At 65.0% G+C, this 18,780-nt stretch carries 17 protein-coding genes; 6 read left to right on the top strand and 11 right to left on the bottom strand.

Annotation, left to right across the window (positions count from 1 at the left end; translation table 11 throughout):
* From OJJ21_RS08720 to OJJ21_RS08705, 4 genes are all read right to left on the bottom strand, one after another.
* A partial coding sequence (locus OJJ21_RS08720) for a RidA family protein (protein WP_297685179.1) occupies positions 1 to 296 on the bottom strand: 296 nt, incomplete at its 3' end.
* Between the two features lie 10 nt (positions 297 to 306).
* Positions 307 to 1,620 carry a TRAP transporter large permease subunit gene (locus tag OJJ21_RS08715; RefSeq protein WP_297685177.1) on the bottom strand — a complete coding sequence of 438 codons (1,314 nt, stop codon included), beginning with the start codon at positions 1,618 to 1,620 and terminating at the stop codon, positions 307 to 309.
* A gap of 11 nt (positions 1,621 to 1,631) precedes the next feature.
* Positions 1,632 to 2,141: a TRAP transporter small permease gene (locus tag OJJ21_RS08710; protein ID WP_297685175.1), complete on the bottom strand. Its 510-nt coding sequence runs from the start codon at positions 2,139 to 2,141 to the stop codon at positions 1,632 to 1,634.
* A 63-nt stretch (positions 2,142 to 2,204) separates the two neighbouring features.
* Positions 2,205 to 3,188: a TRAP transporter substrate-binding protein gene (locus OJJ21_RS08705; protein ID WP_297685173.1), complete on the bottom strand. Its 984-nt coding sequence runs from the start codon at positions 3,186 to 3,188 to the stop codon at positions 2,205 to 2,207.
* Positions 3,189 to 3,565: 377 nt separating this feature from the next.
* Here OJJ21_RS08705 and OJJ21_RS08700 point away from each other — a divergent pair, with 377 nt between their 5' ends.
* On the top strand, positions 3,566 to 4,984 hold the full coding sequence (locus OJJ21_RS08700; protein ID WP_297685169.1) for an MFS transporter: 1,419 nt from the start codon (positions 3,566 to 3,568) through the stop codon (positions 4,982 to 4,984).
* A gap of 19 nt (positions 4,985 to 5,003) precedes the next feature.
* Here OJJ21_RS08700 and OJJ21_RS08695 read toward each other — a convergent pair whose 3' ends face one another.
* The 3 genes from OJJ21_RS08695 to purH all read right to left on the bottom strand — a co-directional run bounded on the left by OJJ21_RS08695 (position 5,004) and on the right by purH (position 8,682).
* Positions 5,004 to 6,248, bottom strand: coding sequence for a cyclopropane-fatty-acyl-phospholipid synthase family protein (locus tag OJJ21_RS08695; protein WP_297685167.1), 1,245 nt, complete (start codon positions 6,246 to 6,248; stop codon positions 5,004 to 5,006).
* A 175-nt stretch (positions 6,249 to 6,423) separates the two neighbouring features.
* Complete coding sequence (locus OJJ21_RS08690; protein WP_297685165.1) at positions 6,424 to 7,077, bottom strand: glutathione S-transferase; 654 nt, start codon at positions 7,075 to 7,077, stop codon at positions 6,424 to 6,426.
* Positions 7,078 to 7,092: 15 nt separating this feature from the next.
* Positions 7,093 to 8,682 (bottom strand): bifunctional phosphoribosylaminoimidazolecarboxamide formyltransferase/IMP cyclohydrolase, encoded by a 1,590-nt coding sequence (gene purH, locus OJJ21_RS08685; protein WP_297685163.1) that lies wholly within the window; start codon positions 8,680 to 8,682, stop codon positions 7,093 to 7,095.
* Between the two features lie 146 nt (positions 8,683 to 8,828).
* On the opposite strand from purH, the gene OJJ21_RS08680 reads away from it, so the two are divergent.
* Positions 8,829 to 9,782, top strand: coding sequence for an acetyl-CoA carboxylase carboxyltransferase subunit alpha (locus OJJ21_RS08680; RefSeq protein ID WP_297685161.1), 954 nt, complete (start codon positions 8,829 to 8,831; stop codon positions 9,780 to 9,782).
* A 247-nt stretch (positions 9,783 to 10,029) separates the two neighbouring features.
* Here the strand turns inward: OJJ21_RS08680 and OJJ21_RS08675 are convergent, their stop codons facing one another.
* Positions 10,030 to 10,629 (bottom strand): alpha/beta fold hydrolase, encoded by a 600-nt coding sequence (locus OJJ21_RS08675; RefSeq protein WP_297685159.1) that lies wholly within the window; start codon positions 10,627 to 10,629, stop codon positions 10,030 to 10,032.
* A gap of 352 nt (positions 10,630 to 10,981) precedes the next feature.
* On the opposite strand from OJJ21_RS08675, the gene OJJ21_RS08670 reads away from it, so the two are divergent.
* Complete coding sequence (locus OJJ21_RS08670) at positions 10,982 to 11,854, top strand: EamA family transporter (RefSeq protein ID WP_297685157.1); 873 nt, start codon at positions 10,982 to 10,984, stop codon at positions 11,852 to 11,854.
* A 41-nt stretch (positions 11,855 to 11,895) separates the two neighbouring features.
* On the opposite strand, the gene OJJ21_RS08665 is transcribed toward OJJ21_RS08670, so the two are convergent.
* Together OJJ21_RS08665 and OJJ21_RS08660 are read right to left on the bottom strand one after the other, a co-directional pair.
* Positions 11,896 to 12,945, bottom strand: coding sequence for an ABC transporter substrate-binding protein (locus OJJ21_RS08665; RefSeq protein WP_297685155.1), 1,050 nt, complete (start codon positions 12,943 to 12,945; stop codon positions 11,896 to 11,898).
* A gap of 285 nt (positions 12,946 to 13,230) precedes the next feature.
* Positions 13,231 to 13,869 (bottom strand): glutathione S-transferase family protein, encoded by a 639-nt coding sequence (locus tag OJJ21_RS08660; protein WP_297685153.1) that lies wholly within the window; start codon positions 13,867 to 13,869, stop codon positions 13,231 to 13,233.
* A 175-nt stretch (positions 13,870 to 14,044) separates the two neighbouring features.
* Here OJJ21_RS08660 and OJJ21_RS08655 point away from each other — a divergent pair, with 175 nt between their 5' ends.
* Genes OJJ21_RS08655 through OJJ21_RS08645 form a run of 3 tightly spaced genes read left to right on the top strand, consistent with a single transcriptional unit; the run spans position 14,045 to position 17,161 of the window.
* Positions 14,045 to 14,971 (top strand): hypothetical protein, encoded by a 927-nt coding sequence (locus tag OJJ21_RS08655; protein WP_297685151.1) that lies wholly within the window; start codon positions 14,045 to 14,047, stop codon positions 14,969 to 14,971.
* Between the two features lie 59 nt (positions 14,972 to 15,030).
* Complete coding sequence (locus OJJ21_RS08650) at positions 15,031 to 15,927, top strand: alpha/beta hydrolase (RefSeq protein WP_297685149.1); 897 nt, start codon at positions 15,031 to 15,033, stop codon at positions 15,925 to 15,927.
* Between the two features lie 4 nt (positions 15,928 to 15,931).
* A complete protein-coding gene (locus OJJ21_RS08645) occupies positions 15,932 to 17,161 on the top strand; it encodes an MFS transporter (RefSeq protein ID WP_297685147.1) in 1,230 nt (409 codons plus the stop codon).
* Here OJJ21_RS08645 and OJJ21_RS08640 read toward each other — a convergent pair.
* Complete coding sequence (locus tag OJJ21_RS08640; protein WP_297685145.1) at positions 17,158 to 18,780, bottom strand: alpha/beta hydrolase; 1,623 nt, start codon at positions 18,778 to 18,780, stop codon at positions 17,158 to 17,160. The two genes, OJJ21_RS08645 and OJJ21_RS08640, sit on opposite strands and share 4 nt — an antisense overlap.

The raw sequence follows: 18,780 nt of genomic DNA, 5'->3' as shown, positions 1-18,780 counted from the left end.
GCGCCGATGCAGGCGCGCTGCGGCGGATTGCCCATGTCCACCCACTGGTCCCAGACCTCGTTCATCTGCGGCTTCAGCGCCATATCGGTGATGTAGACCGTGGCCGAAAGCAGTCGGGACTTGTCGGTGCCGGCTTCGGCCAGCTGCCGGTCGATCTTGGCGAGCGCCTCGGCCGCCTGCTTGCGCATGTCCAGTTCATAGGTATCCGCCGTGGCCACGGTGAAGACCAGGCCGTCATGCACGACCGTGCTGCTGCGGCCCGGCGTGCCGCTGGAAAAACGGGTGATCGGACGCATGGGGTGTTCCTCAGCCGGCGGCATTGCCGATCATCTGGCTCGGCAGCCAGGTGACAAGGCCGGGGATGAAGTAGATCAGCGCCACCGCCACGCACATCAGCAGGAACAGCGGGAAGGCCGTTTTGGCGATATAGGTGATCTGGTGTCCGGTCATGCCCTGCAGCACGAACAGATTGAAGCCGACCGGCGGCGTGATCTGCGCCATTTCCACCACCAGCACGATGAAGATGCCGAACCACACCAGATCAATACCCAGCCGCTCGATCATCGGCAGCACGATGGCCATGGTCAGCACCACCATCGAGATGCCGTCGAGGAAGCAGCCCAGCACGATATAGAACACCATCAGCACGACGATCAGCGCGCCGGCACTGAGCTGCATCTTGTCGATCCAGTCGGCCAGGTGGCGCGGCAGGCCGGTGAAGCCCATGGCCAGGGTCAGAAAGGCGGCGCCGGCCAGGATCAGTGCGATCATGCAGCTCAGGCGCGTGGCGCCCAGCAGGCTGTCGGCAAAGGTCTGCCAGTTCAGACTGCCCTGCAGACGGGCGACGATCAGCGCGCCGACAACGCCGAGACCGGCCGCCTCCGTGGCCGTGGCGATGCCGGCATAGATCGAGCCCAGCACGGCAACGATCAGGCCCACGGTGGGCAGCAGATGCCGTGACGCGTAGATCTTTTCTTTCAGGGTATAGCGTTCGGTCGGCTCAGGGATCTTACCTGGATTGAGCAGGGACCAGACAACGATATAGCCCATGAACAGGCCGCCGAGCAGGATGCCGGGGATCACGCCGCCGATGAACAGCTTGGAGATCGAAACATCGGTGGCGACACCGTAGACGATCATGATCAGCGAGGGCGGGATCAGCAGGCCCAGCGTGCCGGCGCCGGCCAGCGTGCCGATCACCATGTCTTCCGGATAGTTGCGCGCGCGCAGTTCTGGCACCGTCATCTTGCCGATGGTGGCGCAGGTGGCGGCCGAGGAGCCGGAGACGGCGGCGAAGATGGTGCAGCCGATCACGTTGGTGTGCAGCAGGCGGCCGGGAATCCGCGTCATCCATGGCGCCAGGCCGCGAAACATGTCTTCCGACAGGCGGGTGCGGAACAGGATTTCGCCCATCCAGATGAACATCGGCAGGGCTGTCAGCGTCCAGCTGGAGGATGCGCCCCAGATGGTGGTGACCATGGCATCGCCCACCGGGCGCGAGGTGAACACCGCCATGGCAAGCCAGCCGCAGCTCAGCAGGCCGAGGCCGATCCACAGGCCGGCGGCAAACAGGATGAAAAGTGCCGCAATCAGGAAAACGGCAACCAGAATCTGATCCATAGTCTATCGCCCTATTCAGTGCGCGCGAGTTCGGCGTTCTGGCCGTCGAGCGGTTTGCCGCGCAGAACGAGGACGAATTCCTCAATGAACGAGATGCAGAAGATCGCCGTGCCGAGTGCCATGCCGATCTGCGGAATCCACAGCGGTGTCGCATCGTTGGCGGTACTGATGTCGTTAAACTTGTAGGACCACCAGGCCATCTTGACGCTGTAGAAAGCAAAGGTGCCGCTGACGACGATGGCCATCAGCAGGCAGAACAGTTCCAGCCCGCGACGCGGCTTGCCGGAGAAACGGCTGATGATCAGGGTGACGCGGATATGGTCGCCCTTGGTCAGGGTGCCGGCGAGCGCCAGGAAGGAGGCCGCGGCCATGAAATATCCGGCATAGGAGTCGATGCCGCGGATATAGAAATTGAACTGGCGGCCGAGGATGCTGAGGATGATCGTCGCCAGCAGCGCGATCATGAACAGGCCGGCGAGCCAAAGGGCTGCGTGGTAGAGCGGTGCAAGCGGAGAGCGCATGGAATGACTCGAAGGCAGGTCGAAAAGCGCCGGGCGGGTTTTTGAGGCCCGCCCGGCTGGGACTTACATCTTCTTGTAGCTGTCGACGATCGTCTTGCCGTCGGCGCCGGTCTTCTTGACCCACTCTTCGATCATGGTGGCGCCGACCTTCTCCAGGCCCGACTTCAGGGCCGGCGAGGGCGGCAGCACCTTCATGCCGTTCTTGGTCAGTGCGGCCTTCGACTCCTCGGTCTCGGTCACCGACATGGCCCAGCCGCGTGTCTCGGCAGCGACGGCTGCGTCCATCACGGCCTTCTGGGTGGCGGCATCCAGCTTCTTGAGGGCATCGTTATTCACGAAGATCAGGTTCTTCGGCAGCCAGGCCTGGGTGTCATAGAAATGCGTCAGGCTTTCCCAGACCTTGGAATCGCGGCCGGTCGAACCCGAGGTCATCATGGTGGTGACCACGCCGGTCGCCAGCGCCTGGGCCAGTTCGGCGACCTGGATGGTCACCGGCTGCGCCTGCACCAGTTCGGCGATGCGCGAGGTGGCCGGGCTGTAGGCGCGCCACTTGGTGCCCTTCAGATCCTCGATGGTATTCAGGTCCTTCTTGGCATAGATACCCTGCGGCGGCCACGGCACGGTGTAGAGCGCGGTCATGCCCTGCTCGGACAGCTTCTTCTCGATCACCGGCTTCTGCGCCTTCCACAGCTTGCCCGCAGCCTCGTAGCTGGTGGCGAGGAAAGGAACGCCGTCGACGCCGAAGACCGGAATCTCGTTCTCGACATTGACCATCAGCACTTCGCCGATCTGCACCTGGCCGGTCTGCACCGCGCGCTTGATTTCCGGCGCCTTGAACAGCGAGGCGCCCGGATGCACGGTGATTTCCAGCTTGCCGCCCGACATCTTCTTCACATCGTCGGCGAACATCTGCAGGTTCTTGGTGTGGAAGCTGTTGGCGCCATAGGCACCCGGCAGGTCCCACTTGGTCTGCGCGAAGACGCCGGTGCTGGCGCCCGTCAGCGCAACGCCGATGACGGCGGCGGAAAGCCACATCTTGCGAGTCATATCGATCTTCTCCCCATTGGACGATGCGCCCAGAACATAAGGCGTGGCGCGCATGTAAAATAGTTTGTCATCGTATGACGGGTCTTGGCAAGGCCAAGGCGCGCAGAAAACGGGCTGGCGCGGAAACGGGCAATTTGATCGCAAGCAGATCAGTTTGCCGGAGCATGGGCCAGCCGCACGGACCAATCGCATCGGACCAATCGCCACATTTACAGCCAATCGGCGGTCATGCGGACTGCATCCGAAGCCCCTCGCAAATGCGAAAGGGAGAACACCTCTGCGCGCGGATGTGATGATGGCCGCAGGGCTGGCAACAGCGATTGGCGCTGCAGTCCCGACCGGCTATGGTTGCAGACGGGCAGCGAAACCAGGCAGTCATGACAACCCCAGATCATCAGGCTTCAGCCACAGCGCCGCCGCCGGACAGCACGACACCCATCCGCCCGGCCTCCTGGCGGGCGCGGATTTCCTGGGCGATGTTCGACTGGGCCAACCAGCCCTATTTCACCGTCATCACCACGTTCATTTTCGCGCCGTATTTCACGGCGAAGGTGATCGGCAATCCGGTCGATGGTCAGTCGCTCTGGGGGTTCACCCAGGCTTTCTCCGCCGCCATCGTGGCGCTCGGCGCGCCCTTTCTCGGCGCCATCGCCGATGCCGGCGGCCAGCGCAAGCCCTGGCTCTTCGTCTTCCAGCTGCAGCTCGCTTTCGGCTGCGCCCTGCTGTGGCTGGCGCAGCCCGGCCAGCCGCAGCTGCTGCCGCTGGTGATCCTCGGCCTGGTGCTGGCCAATATCGCCGCCGAATATTCGATCATGTTCAACAACGCCTTGCTGCCGGCGCTGGAAACCCCGCGCCATGTCGGACGGCTCAGCGGCATCGGCTGGGGCATGGGCTATGTCGGCGGCCTGATCGCGCTGTTCACCGTGCTGATCGTGTCGCAGCCTGAACTGATCGGCATCACGCCGCCGCCGGGCGAGGCCCTGCTGGGCCTGAAGCGCGATGCCTTCGAGGCCGAGCGTGTCATCGGCCCGGCGGCGGCGATCTGGCTCGGTATTTTCGTGCTGCCGATGTTTTTGTTCACGCCGGACCGGCCCGGTTCCGGCCGGCCGTTCCGCGATGTGGTGCGCGACGGCATCGGCCGCGTGATCAACACGATCCGCCACATGCGGCGCTATCGCAACCTGCTGCGTTTCCTGATCAGCTACATGATCTATTACGACGGCCTGGTGGCGGTGATCGGCTTCGGCGGCATTTATGCCGCCGGCATTTTCGGCTGGGGCACCACCGAACTCGGCCTGTTCGGCATTGCGCTCAACGTGATCGCGATTCCTGCCGTGATCCTTGGCGGCTGGCTGGAGGATCGCTGGGGGTCCAAGCGCGCCGTACAACTGGCCATTCTGCTGGTCGCGTTCGGCACGCTGGGCATCGCCTCGATCGGACCGGGCAGCGTGCTGTTCTTCATCGAGGTGGCACCGCGCGCTGCCGGTGCCGGCCTGTTCTCATCGCCCGGCGAGCAGGTGTTTTTCCTCTGCGCCGCCTTGCTCGGTCTCGGCATGGGCACCATGCAGGCCGCCAGCCGCACGCTGGTGGCGCGGCTGTCGCCGCCCGACATGGTGGGCGAGTTCTTCGGCATCTTCGCGCTGTCGGGCCGCGCCACCACGTTTCTGGCGCCGCTGCTGATCGGCATCACCACGGCGGTGTTCGCCACGCAGCGCATCGCCACCATCGTGATCCTGGTGTTCCTCGCCGCCGGTTTCGTGCTGCTGTGGAAGGTGGAGGAGCCGGCGCGCCCGTAAAGACGCGCCGGTACGATGGCTACGCCGTCTTGGCGAAGCGCTGCGGCTTCTCGCGGCCGGCCAGCGCCAGTTCGGCATCGTGCATGTAGTCGCGGGTGATCGGCAGGGCATCGACCTGTTTGGTCAGCTGCACCTGGAACACCATCTGGCCCCAGAGCCGGAAGGCGATTTCCGACGCCGCCAGATAGAATTCCCACATGCGGCAGAAGCGCGCGTCATACAGCGCCTGCGCCTTGTCCCATTGCGCGAGGAAGCGCGAGCGCCAGTGTTTCAGCGTCTCGGCATAGTGCAGGCGCAGGATTTCCATGTCGGTGACCCAGAGCTGGCTCTTCTCGATCACCGGCACCACTTCCGACAGCGCCGGAATGTAGCCGCCCGGGAAGATGTATTTACGGATGAAGGCCGGCGTGGTGCCGGGCCCTTCCGAGCGGCCGATCGAATGCACCAGCGCCACGCCGTCGTTCTTCAGCAGGCGGCAGATGCCGTCGAAATAGGCGCGGTAATGCGGCACGCCGACATGCTCGAACATGCCGACGCTGACGATACGGTCGAACTGGCCATCCATCTTGCGGTAGTCAATCAGCTCGAATCTCACACGGTCGCTCAGGCCGCGCTCCTGGGCGCGGCGCTGGGCGATGGCATGCTGCTCATGACTCAGGGTGATGCCGACCACGTTGACGCCGCAGGTCTCGGCCAGATACAGCGCCAGCCCGCCCCAGCCGCAGCCGATCTCCAGCACGGTCATGCCGGGCTGCAGGTTCAGCTTGGCGGCGATATGGCGCTTCTTGGCCAGCTGCGCCTGTTCCAGCGTGGCATCCGGCGTCGTGAAATAGGCGCAGGAATACTGCTTGTCGGTATCGAGGAAGAGATCGTAGAGCCGGCCGTCGAGGTCATAGTGATGCTGCACCCGGCGGCGGGCGGCGGATTCGGGATTGAACTGGTACCACAGCCGCATGGTGCGCTCGTACATGCGCTGCACACCCGACAGCGGAATCGTGCCGTGAATGCCGATGTTGCTGACCACCAGGGCGAGGAAGTCGTAGATGCTGCCCTGTTCGAGCACCAGGTCGCCATCCATATAGGCTTCGCCGACCGCCAGTTTCGGGTTCAGCGCGATGCGCCATTCGGTGCTCGGTTTGGTCAGCCGGATCACCACCGTTTCGGGTCCCGGCGGCTGGCCGAAATGCCGGCGCTCGCCGCGATGGTTGATCATCGTCAGCGACCCGGCCTTGATCAGTTTTCTAAAGACGACACCAAGAAGCATGCGGAATCTCCAGATAAAAGAGATAACGCCCCATCCCGGTTTTCATATTGGCGCGCCGGACCTCCCCCGGCAAGAGGGGTTGTTGAATCGCCGCGCGTTTGAACCTGGAGTATATCGGGTGAGTTGGTTACCCGCGCGGCCTATACGCGGGACGGTTCTTGCTGCAGCGCGGGGATCAGCCTATGGCGGGCCAGTTTTCGGCCCAGCCGATGCCCTGCTTCTGCAGCATGCGCTGGAAAGCCGGGCGGGTGTAGGTGGCGCCGACCACGCGTTCGATATTCGCCCACTGCCACATCGGCCGGGCCAGAAAACGGCTCCAGCGCGTCAGCATGGCGAGATAGATGTCGCACAGGCTGAAACTCGATCCCAGCATATAGGATGCTGTCGGTCCGATACCGTCGTCCAGCACCTGGAAATTGCGGTAGAGCCGGTCCTCGGCCTGCGCCTTGAGTGCTGCCTGCGCCACGGGATCACTGAAGGTCCAGTCGGGATGGAACCAGTCGATGAAGCCGACCTGCAGAGTATTGGTCATGTAAGTCAGCCACTGGTAATGGCGGCCGCGCAGCTGCATGCCGACCGGCGGCGCCAGCTGCGCTTCGGGATGCAGGTCGCAGAGATACTGGCAGATCGCGGCGGTCTCGAAGATGACGAAACCGTCATGCACCAGCGTCGGGATGCGGCCGGTCGGATTGAGCGTCCGGTAGGCCGGCTGGTCATGCTCCCGGGCGGCGATATCCAGTTTCACGGCTTCGTAGGGCGCGCCGATTTCTTCCAGCACCGCCTGCGGTGCCATCGCCGCCGTGCCCGGGGCCCAGTAGAGCTTGTACATCGCGGCGGCTTTCTTTTAGTGGCGGAAGTGGCGCATGCCGGTGAAGACCATGGCGAGGCCGGCCTTGTCGGCGGCATCGATCACTTCCTGGTCGCGGATCGAACCGCCCGGCTGGATCACGGCCGTGGCACCGGCTTCCACCAGCACTTCCAGCCCGTCGGCGAAGGGGAAAAAGGCGTCAGACGCGGCGACCGAGCCTTTGGTGAGTGCATCGCTCAGGCCGGCGGCTGTCGCGGCATCCTGCGCCTTGCGATAGGCGATGCGCGCGCTGTCGACTCGGCTCATCTGGCCGGCGCCGATGCCCACGGTGGCGCCGTTTTTGGCGTAAACAATGGTGTTCGACTTCACATGCTTGCCGACGCGGAAGGCGAACAGCATGTCGGCCAGTTCCTGCTGCGTGGGCGCGCGCTTGGTCACGACTTTCAGTTCGGCCTCGGTGATGCGGCCGGCGTCGCGGGTCTGCACCAGATAGCCGCCGGCGACCGATTTGACGAACCAGCCGGCCGCCACCGGATCGGCCATGCCGCCGGTGATGAGCAGGCGCAGGTTCTTCTTCGCCGCCAGAAACGCCTTGGCATCCTCATCGGCCTCGGGCGCCACGATCACCTCGGTGAAGATGGCGCCGATCTTCTCGGCCGTCGCCTTGTCCAGTTTGCGGTTCATGGCGACGATGCCGCCGAAGGCCGAGGTGCTGTCGCAGCGCAGCGCCGCATCCCAGGCCGCCGCCAGACTGTCGGCCATCGCCACGCCGCAGGGATTGGCATGCTTGATGATGGCAATCGTCGGCTGGTCGGCGAATTCCGACACCAGCTCGAAGGCGGCATCGGTGTCGTTCAGGTTGTTGTAGCTGAGTTCCTTGCCCTGCAGCTGCTGCGCGGTGGCGACGCCCGGACGCTTGTCGCCGGTCACATAGAAGGCCGCCTGCTGATGCGGGTTCTCGCCATAGCGCAAAGTCTGCTTGCGCTCGGCCGAGAGCAGCAAAGTCGGCGGGAAGGTCTCGCCGTTCTGGCGCGCGAACCAGGTGGCGATCATCGAGTCATAGGCGCCGGTATGGGCATAGGCCTTGGCGGCGAGTTCGCGGCGTAAGGAGAGCGGCGTGGCGCCGTTGTTGGCCTTCAGCGCCTCGACGATCCTGGCATAGTCGGCGACATCGACCACGACATTGACGAAGCCGTGATTCTTCGCCGCCGAGCGGATCATCGCCGGGCCGCCGATATCGATATTCTCGATACAGGTGGGGAAATCGGCGCCCTTGGCCACGGTGGCGGCGAAGGGATAGAGGTTCACCACCACCAGGTCGATCGGCGGGATGTCGTGCTTGTCCATCGCCGCCCTGTGCTCGGGATGGTCGCGCAAGGCGAGGATGCCGCCATGGATGGTGGGGTGCAGCGTTTTCACCCGGCCGTCCATCATCTCGGGGAAGCCGGTATGCTCGGCCACCTCTTTCACCGCGACGCCGGCATCCTTCAGGGCCTTGTAGGTGCCGCCGGTGGACAGGATCTCGATGCCGAAGCCGGCGAGCGCCTGGCCGAACGCGATCAGGCCGGTCTTGTCAGAGACCGAAAGCAGCGCGCGGCGAACGGGAATGAGATCGGCGGATGACATGGGCAGGGGCCTCGGACAGGCAGAGAGGAATGGGCGGGCAGGGCTATAGCATGCCGGCCGCACGCGCAAAAGCGGTGTAAAGTCGGTCTTAAACAAGGACTTGCAGGGTTTGTACAGGACCCCGATCCATGCTAAACGAGGCCCCCATGCGATCCTATCTCGAATTCGAAAAGCCAATCGCCGAACTTGAGGCGAAAATCGCCGAACTCAAGCAGCTCAGCGATCAGGGCAACAGCGACATCGCCGACGATCTCGAGCGGCTGGAGGCCAAGGCCTCGCAGCAGCTGCAGGCGACCTATGCCAAGCTCGGGGCCTGGCAGAAGACCCAGGTGGCGCGCCACCAGGACCGCCCGCATTTCGCCGATTATGTCTCCGGCCTGGTGGAAGACTACGTGCCGCTGGCCGGCGACCGCGCCTTCGCCGAGGATGGCGCCATCACCGGCGGCATCGCGCGGTTCCGCGGCCGCGCCGTGATGATCATGGGCCATGAAAAAGGCCGCACCACCGAAAGCCGGCTCAAGCACAATTTCGGCATGGCCAAGCCGGAAGGCTATCGCAAGGCGATCCGCCTGATGCGCATGGCCGACCGTTTCCGCCTGCCGGTGATCACGCTGGTCGACACCGCCGGCGCCTATCCCGGCGTGCAGGCCGAAGAGCGCGGCCAGGCCGAGGCGATCGCGCGCGCCATCGACTGCTGCCTCGACATCCGCGTGCCGCTGGTCGCCGCTATTGTCGGCGAGGGCGGTTCGGGCGGCGCGGTGGCGCTGGCGGCCGCCAACCGCGTGCTGATGTTCGAACACGCGATCTATTCGGTGATCTCGCCGGAAGGCTGCGCCGCGATCCTGTGGAACGACAATTCCAGGGCGCAGGATGCCGCCGAGGCGCTGCGCATCACCGCCGAAGACCTGCTCAAGCTCAAGGTGATCGACGAGATCGTGAAGGAGCCGCTCGGCGGCGCCCATCGCAATCCGGCCCAGGCGATTGCCGCGCTTGGCGATGCACTGGACAGCGGCCTGCGCGGCCTGGTCGGCCAGGAACCGGGTGCGTTGCGCGAGGCGCGTCGGCGCAAATTCCTCGATATGGGCGCAAGCGGGCTGTGATCCGCAGCTAAGCCGCTGATTTCAAAAAGCCCGCCGCATCCGCTGCGGGCTTTTTCATGTCCGGTTGCGAGCCGGTTCAAGCCCGTTCGAGGCCGGTTGGATCCCGTTCGATCCCGTTCGGGGCCAGTTCGATCCAGTTGGATCCCGTTCGATCCGGTTGGATCCCGTTCGATCCCGCGACTGAAAAACCGATTCACGATGTCCGACAGCGGCCGCGCGGATCAGATGGCGTCGCCTGTCGTCCTCTTCAAGCCTTGAGGAAATTTTCCACCAGCGGCGCGATCTCGGCGGCGCGATCCTGCGCGAAGGAATGCGTGCCGCCGGCGATCACCTGCAGCCGGCTGTCGCGCAACAGCCCGGCCAGATGCCGGCCCACCGCCACCGGGCTGACCGTGTCGGCATCGCCCCACAGCAGCAGGGCCGGCTGCGCGATGCTGCTGATTTCCGCCGTGTGGTCGGCGCGCGCCGCGGTGATCCAGGTCGCGGCCTGCGGATATTCGGCGCGATAGGCCGGGCGCCAGTCGCTGGCGCCGAAACGCATCACATCGATGCCGCCGCTGGCCGCCGTCAGCACCAGCTTCTTCACGCGCTGCGGATAGAGCAGCGCCAGCCGCAGGGCGAAAATGCCGCCCATTGACTGGGCGACGATCACGGTGTCGTCCTGCAGTCGCGCGGCCGCGTAAGCCGTCAGGGCGTCGAGGCTGTCGAGGCCGGGGCGATGCGCTTCATGGCCGAGGCCGGGCCAGTTCAGATAGGTTTTGGCGTAAGTGTCCGGCAGCAGCCTTCCGAGCGGATGCCAGAATTCGGCGGCGCCGCCGGCCCCGGGCAGGAAGAGGAGATGGGTCATACAGGCAGCATGCCGTCAGCGGCGGCGGTCGTCACGCGCGGATTTGCATCCGTACAATGTCTGGGATTTTGAGCATTTACACAAATCGTCACCCTCGGATTTATTCCGAGGGTCCATCTGTTCATGCCCATATTCTACAGGCCGATACGCGGAGGGATGGGATGGACCCTCGGCCAAGAAATAATTTCTGGGCCCGAGGGTGACGACCTTTGAGGCGAGTGACATCCGCTGCAACTGCGCCGAGCCAAGCGCGTTTCCTGGCCTGGTCAGGACAACTTTGGTGAATAGAGTTTCTCTCCTCACCATGCTTAAGTTCTCACGCCAAAACCATTTGCCCAGGAAGGAGCGCTGCATGGTGGTCGGTCTTGCCCTTGCCGCCGCCTTCCTGCTCGGCCTCGCGCTGGTGCTGGGCCAGCAGGGCCTGCGCCGGATCGAGCCGCTGACCGGCGCGGCGATCAGCCTGCCGAGCGCCACCGCGCTCCTGTGCCTGCTGTTTGCCGCGCGCTTCGATCCCGCCGCCTGGAACAGCGAAGCCGCAGGGTATTTCGCGCTCAGCGGCATCCTGTTTCCCGCCGCCGTCACCCTGCTCGGCTTCGAGGCCAACCGGCGCGTCGGCCCGGTGCTGACCGCCAGCATCGGCAATCTCTCGCCGGTTTTCGCCGTGGCGCTCGCCGCGCTGCTGCCCGGCGAACTGCCACGGCCGCTGCAATGGCTCGGACTGCTGATCATCGCCCTCGGCCTGCTGGTGCTGCTGCGCGCCCCGCGCAGCGGCGGTGCCGTGCAGGGTCCGCTCTGGCTGGCGGTGGGCTTTGCCGTGCTGGGGGCGGCGATCCGCGGCTTCGTGCAGCCGGTCGCCAAACTCGGCCTCGTGCTGTGGCCCGATCCGCTGGCCGCCGCCGCCATCGGCTATGTCGTCTCGGTGACGATGATTTTCTCGGCCTGCCTGGTGCTGCGCCGGCCGGTGCTGCAGCTGCGGCGGCCGGGCGCGCCGTGGTTCGTCGGCTTAGGGATCTGCAACGGCGCGGCGGTGCTCTGCATGTTCAGTGCGCTGCAGATGGGCGAGGTCGCCATCGTGGCGCCGCTGGTCGCCACCTTTCCGCTGTTCACGCTGGCCATTCACGGGCTGATCGGCCACATCGCGTTGCGCGCGGCCCTGCCCCGCATGCTGACCGGGGCAGGGCTCACCGTGCTCGGCGTCATCTGCCTGGTGACGACGCTGCGCTGAAGCGTGGGCTGCGCTGAAACGTGGGCTGCGCTGACGCGAGATCAGGCGACCTTGCGCAGCTCCAGCGGCGGCAGGTATTTGCCCGACCAGATCGCCTCCACCGGCGCCACCTTCGGCAGGCTATAGGCCTGGGCGATGGTGGCGATGGTGCGCTGCAGCCGGCCGGGCTCCACCGCGCCGAGCCCGATGGCCCGGCCTTCCGTCGTTTTCACCTGGTTGTCCAGCACCCATTGCAGGCGGTCCTGCTCGATCTCGGGATTGACCAGGGCATCGGCCTTCACCAGCGCATCGGTCACCGCCTTTGGATTCTTCATGGCATCCTGCCAGCCCTTGCAGACCGCGCGGCAGAGGCCGGGGATCGCCGCCTCGTTGTCTTTCAGGAATTTGCGCGAGACCACGACGGAGTTGGAATAGAAATCCAGCCCGTGTTCGGCATAGAGCATGATCGAGACATCCTCGCGTTTCACGCCGAGCTTCTTCAGGTTGATCCAGACGGTGGAATCGAAACCGGTGACGGCATCCACTTCGCGGCGCATCAGCTGGCTTTCGCGCAGGCGCAGGTCGACATTGTTGAATTTCACCGCGGCGGGATCGAGGCCGTTGGCCTTGAAGAAAACCGGGAACAGCTTGTAGGCGTTGTCGGTCAGCGGCCCGCCGACGGTCTTGCCGATCAGGTCGGCCGGCTTTTCGATCTTGTTGGCCTTCCAGCTGACGATGGCGGCCGGCGTGATCTTGTAGATGTTGAACACCGCGAGCGGCACGGAGTCGGGGAAGGTGGCGTAGAATTCCGCCAGCGAGGTGAGATCGGCGAAGCTGACATCGTAGGTGTTGGTGGCGGCGCGCTGCAGGGCATCGGCGCCCGACGCCGGGTCCATTGCCGTGATCTCGATGCCCTCGGCGGCGAAGTAGCCTTTCTCCAGCGCATAGATGAAGGGCGAGTTGGTGCCGTTGCGCGGCAGGTTGAGCGAGAATTTCACGCTGGTCTTGCCCGACTGCGCAAAGACGCGTTTGGGCACGAAGGCGGCGGCAGCGGCGGCGCCGGTGCCGGCCAGCAGCGCGCGGCGGGTCAGGTGGAAACGGGTAGCAGACATGGGAAGGCGCCCCTTTTTGGCTTGTGATTGTATGCACGAGCCTAGGATGAGCCTTCTTTTTCGTCACGAAATATTATTGCGTAAATTCTGTGCAGATGCCCGAAGCGGCGCCAGGACGGGTTAACGGGTCTGCCACCTGTAAGAACCGTCACCCTCGGATTTATTCCATCCCAACCCTCCGCATATCGGTCAGTGCAGATTGGCTTGGGTAAATGGACCCTCGGAATAAATCCGAGGGTGACGGTTTATGGTGCGGGATAAATCGGTTCTTACTTCCAGTGCGCCTCACTTCCAATGCGGGGGCCAGGTCTTCTGGATGATCGGCAGCGCCTTCATACGGTCCATCCAGGCGGCGAGCTTCGGGCCGAAGAGATCGGCCGGAATCGCCTCGGGCTTGCGCAGCCGGAAGCGGCCGATGATGGCGAGATGCGGATAGAGCGTGTAGTCGACCGCCGACACCGCGCCGCCATTCACATAGTCGCCGGCGATCTGCGGTTCCCAGAACGCCACCTCGGTCTTCACGGCATTGACGGCGTCGGCGAGCTTCGCCGCATCGGCTTTCTCCGGAGGTGCGAAGACCGCGCCGAAGAGTTCGCCCACCTTGCTGCCCACATCGTCGTCGGCCTCGCGGATCATGCGGCGCTGCGTGGCGCGCTCGCGCAGGTCTTTCGAGAATAACGGCGCCTGCGGCCAGCGCTCCTCGACATATTCCATGATGGCGGCCGATTCGCGGACCGTAAAGCCATCATCCACCAGGGTTGGCACGCGCTGGCGCGGATTGAGCGCGGTGTAGTCCGGAGTCTTCAGGTCGCCTTCGCTGAAGGACAGCACCTTCAGGTCATACGGCACGCCCTTGTGTTCCAGCGCGAGCCAGACGCGCCAGGCATAGGCCGAGCCGGAGCCGTAATAGAGCGTGACGGACATGATGGTGTTTCCCCCCCTGCGTTTCGAAGGTTGAAAAAGGGCGGCCGGGGCCTGCGGTCAAGCCGGCCGGTGAAAATTTACACGATATTTCACACGATCATTACAACCCCTGCCGTCTACACCTCCTGCCGGCCGGGCAGTCGCCGGCCGAATCAAGAGCAGGAGCCAGACCATCATGAATATCTCCATCGTCCAGACCGAGCGTTATGCCCGCTGCATCGAGAATTCCAGGAAAGTGAACTGGGATATCGACAAGGATGTGCTCCAGGGACGCAGTTTCGATTATTCCCGCAAGTTTCTGCCCGACGGCCTCTCGCTGATTGCGGAATTCGGCTTCCTGTCGGATGACGAGAAGCGCCTGCTCAGCCAGGTGCAGGGCCGCACCTACGCCTATTTGTTCGGCATGATCGAGCGCTGCATCAACGCCAAGATTCTCGACATCAGCCGCGGCTACGCCTTGGGCGACCAGGTGGCGCTGGAAGCGCTGGTGCGCTTCAGCGCGGAAGAACTGAAACACCAGGAACTGTTCCGCCGCATCGAGCAGATGATCGCGAAAGATATGCCCGAAGGCTATATCCGCACCGCGGACGGCAATGCGGTGGCAGAGGTGGTGCTGTCGAAATCGAACTGGGCCGTGCTGGCGTTGACCTGCCATATCGAGCTTTTCACCCTGGTGCATTATCGCGAGAGCATCGAACCGGACACCGGCCTGTCGCCGCTGTTCAAGGACATTTTCCTGCATCACTGGCGCGAGGAATCGCAGCATGCGGTGCTGGACGAGCTGGAATGGATTCGCGAGGACGCCCGCATTCCGGCTGCCGAGAAGGATGTCGCGGTCGACGACCTCATCGCCCTGGTCGGTGCCGTCGACGGCATCCTGCAGGGGCAGGCGAAGGCCGATGCCGCCTATTTCCGCAACATCAACAAGCGGACACTCGGTGAGGCCGATGCAGTCACGCTGCAGGCGGGACTGCTGAAGGCCTATCGCTGGACCTACATCCTGTCCGGCGTGCAGGTGCCGCGGTTCCAGGAATTGCTCGGCAGCATGATCACCGAGGCGCAGTTCCAGCGCATCCAGGCCGCGCTCGCACCGATCATGTAGTCGCGCACTGCCCGCCGGCAGCCGCGCCAGCGGGCAGCCCGCCTTTGAGGACCAGGACGATGACTGACAATGTGATGCCGGCGGGCTTCCCGATCGGCTGCGGCGATACCGGTGACGGCCGGCCGCTCGTGCTGCTGCATTGCTCCGGCGCTGACCGGCAGGTCTGGACCAGAGTGATGGATGCCTGGTCGGGCATGGACAATATGCCGCCGCGGCGGATCCTGCGGCCGGAATTTTTCGGTTGCGGCAGGACAGCGCGCTGGCCGTATTCATCGGGCTTCATGCTCGACGATGTCGTCGACCTGGTATGCCAGGCCGTCGGCGCCCTTGATGAACCCTTCGATCTGGTCGGCCATTCCTTCGGCGGCGCCGCAGCGCTGCACCTTGCGCTTCGGATGCCGGAGCGGTTGCGCAGCCTGACCGTGATCGAACCGACCTGCTTCTACCTGCTCAAGAATGCCGGCACGACCGAGGCGCGGCTGCTCGGTGAGATCACCGAAGTGGCGCAGACGATCCTGTCGGGCGCCGCCATCGGCACCGCCGAGTCGCGCCGGCTCGGCATGGCGGCTTTTGTCGATTACTGGAATGGCGCCGGCAAATGGCGCGGCCTGCCGCCGGAGATGCAGCAGACGATGGCGCAGCAGGTCGACGTCATCGCCAATGACTTCTCGGCGCTGTATGCCGAACCGACGCGTCTGTCCGACGTCAGGAATCTGCAGATTCCGACCCTGATCGTGAACGGCCTGCAGTCGCCGGCGCCGGTGCAGCATATCGCCACCCTGCTGGAACGCAGCCTGCCCCGGGCCGAGCGCTGCAGCCTGCCCGATGCGGGGCATATGATTCCGCTCAGCCATGCGAAACAGCTGGCCGGCCTGATCGCCAGCTGGCAGTGCCACCATGATGCGGCGAACACCCCGGTCGCGGTGGCCCCCCGCCGCGTCACTGCGGGAGACTGATGTCATGACCGCAGCTGCCGCCGGTACTGTCCGCCCGTCGACCGTCGTCCACGCCTGCATCGTTGCGGCGTCGCTGGTCGCGTTCCTGTCCTTCGGCACGCGTACCAGTCTGGGGATTTTCCTCGAACCGGTGCTGCAGGCGCGCGGCTGGGACCGCGAAACCTTCGGCCTGGCGCTGGCGATCCAGAATCTGGTCTGGGGCCTGTCGCAGCCCTTCTTCAGCGCCTGGGCCGACAGCAAGGGCAATGTGCGCGTGCTGTGCAGCGGCGCGCTGTTTTACGTGATCGGCCTGACCGGCATGGCCTGGGCCGATACGCCGCTTGCTTTTTACGTTTTCGGCGGCGTTTTCAACGGGCTCGGCGTGGCCGGCGCATCCTGGACGATCTGCGTCGGCGCCGTCACGCGCATCGTACCGCCGGCGATGCAGAGCTGGATCGCCGGACTGGCGATCACGGCATCGTCGCTGGGCCAGATCGTGCTGGCGACGCTGAGCCAGGCCTTCATCATGGCGTTCGACTGGCAGACGGCCTTGCTGATCCTGGCCGGCGGCACCGTCCTCATCGTGCCCGCGGCCATGGTGCTGCTGACGGTGCGCAAGGAGGCCATCGCGGCACCGCGCAGCAGCGTGTCGGAAACGCTGACGCTGGCCGCACACAGCCGCAGCTTCTGGCTGATCGTGTTCGGCTTCACCATCTGCGGCCTGCATGCCGGCTTCGGCTTCACGCATATTCCCGGCTATATCGTCAGTATCGGCCTGCCGGCGGAAGTGGGCGCCATGGCGATGGGCGCGCTCGGCATCACCAACCTGTTTGCCTCCTATACGGCCGGCGCGCTCGGCCAGACCCGCAGCAAGCGCAAGCTGCTGATCTGGATCTACGGTCTGCGCGCCGCCACCATGCTGGCCTTCGTGCTGCTGACACTCGACCAGCCGCTGGTGCTGGCACTGATGGCGGTCCTCGGCATTTTCTGGATGTCGTCGATTCCGCCGACGGCCGGTCTGCTGGGCCAGATTTTCGGGCCGTATTATATCGGCACGCTGCTCGGCGTGGTGTCCTGCGGCCACCAGTTCGGCTCTTTCGTCGGTGCCTGGCTCGGCGGCTTCATCTACGACCGCACCGGCTCCTATGACCTGATGTGGTGGCTTTGCGCCGCGCTTGGCTTTGTCGCGATGCTGGTCAATCTTCCGGTGAAGGAGCGGCCGCAAGAGCAGCTGGCGAAGCCGGCGGCGACCTAGTCGGCGAGGAAAGCCTCGATTTCGGCCCTGAGGATGGCCCAGGCCGGTTCGGATTCCAGGATGATATGATTGCGGCTGGGCAGGGAGACGAATTGCGCATTCGGAATACCGGCGGCGAGCTGCCGACCGAGTTCCATCGAGACCATGGCATCGTCGCGGCTGTGCAACACCAGTGTCGGACACCGGACCTCGGCGAGGTAGTCGGTGACGTCGTAGAGGCCGAACTCGTCCATGATCCTCGCCGCGTTCTCCGGCGATGCCGAAACCCGCTGCAGATCGTTGAACCAGACGCACTGCTCCGGCGTCGCATCGGGAAACATCATCGAGGTGAAGACCTGCCGGAAGGCCGGATTGTCGACGCCCCAGCCCTGCCGGGTCAGCGCGACCAGCGCCTCGCGCGTTTCGCGTTCCGGCTTCGTGCGGCGATGAAAACCCAGCGTCGATCCACCCATCAGGATCATGCGCCGCACCCGGTCGGGGTGGCGCGCCGCCAGTGCGACGGCGATGGCGCAGCCGCCGGAAAGTCCGAACAGGTCATAGGGCCGGTCGTCCAGCGCACCGATCACCGCCTCGGCGTCGAGAATGGCCTCCCCGAAGCCGAAACGTTCGCAGGACCAGTCGGACAGGCCGCCGCCGCGCCGGTCGTAGCGCACCAGCTGCCGTCCATGCGCCAGCGTATCGATCAGATGCTGCCAGACCGGGCTTTGCTGGTCGTGCTCCAGATGGCTCAGCCAGTTCGCGGTTTTCAGCAGGCGCGGGCCGCTGCCGGCGACGGCGTAGGCGATGCGCACGCCGTCGCCGGTGATGCAGAACTGCACCTTCTGCCCTGCGGCCGCCGACGTGCCGGACGCGGCCGGCGGGCGCGGCGCCGTCCGGCGATCGGCCCAGCGGCGGATCAGCCTGTGCGGCGGGGCCAGGCCCGCAGCCTCGAACTGGCGGCGGGCGGTTTCGACATGCGCCTCGGCTTCCGGCTGGCGCCCGAGCGCCAGCAGCAGGTCGAGCAGGGCGAGATGGGCGGTCTCCTCGTCCGGCTCCAGAACCACGCGGCGGCGCGCATAGGCCAGCGCCTGGTCGCCGACGCCGAGCCGGTCGCAAAGCGTGGCGAGGATCGCCGCCTGGATGCGGCGCAGGTTTTCGCGTTCGGCCATGCACCAGAGCCGGAATTCGTAGCAGTCCGGCAGGTTGAGGCCGGCAAGGAAATCGCCCTGCGCCAGATCGGCGGCGGCCAGAAGATCGGTCGTCGAAGTGGCCGTCGGAGTGACGGTGCCGATTTTCTGCAGGGCCCAGATATCGCAGTCCGCCCGGTCGGGTATCAATGCGACGGTATCCCGGTCGGCGGAGAGGCGACTCACCCCGTCCGGTTCCAATACCTTGCGCAGCCGGCTCAGGCACCAGCGCAGTCCCTCGCGGCCGTCCTCGGTTTCGTTCCACAGCAGGCCGACCAGATGCTCGCGCCGCTGCGGCCTGCGCGTGACCGCCAGATAGGCCAGCAGGGCGCGCGCCTTCTTCGATGGCGGCAGTTCGAGCGCGCTGCCGTCAAGCCGTGCCGACAGCAAGCCGGCCAACGTCAGCGTCAGTTTGCTGTTCGGCTGGGGCTGCACAGCTTTCGGTTTCGGCAT

This window comes from Ferrovibrio sp. (assembly GCF_025869515.1).
Lineage (GTDB): Bacteria > Pseudomonadota > Alphaproteobacteria > Ferrovibrionales > Ferrovibrionaceae > Ferrovibrio.
This window is presented reverse-complemented; position numbering and strand designations above follow the sequence as displayed.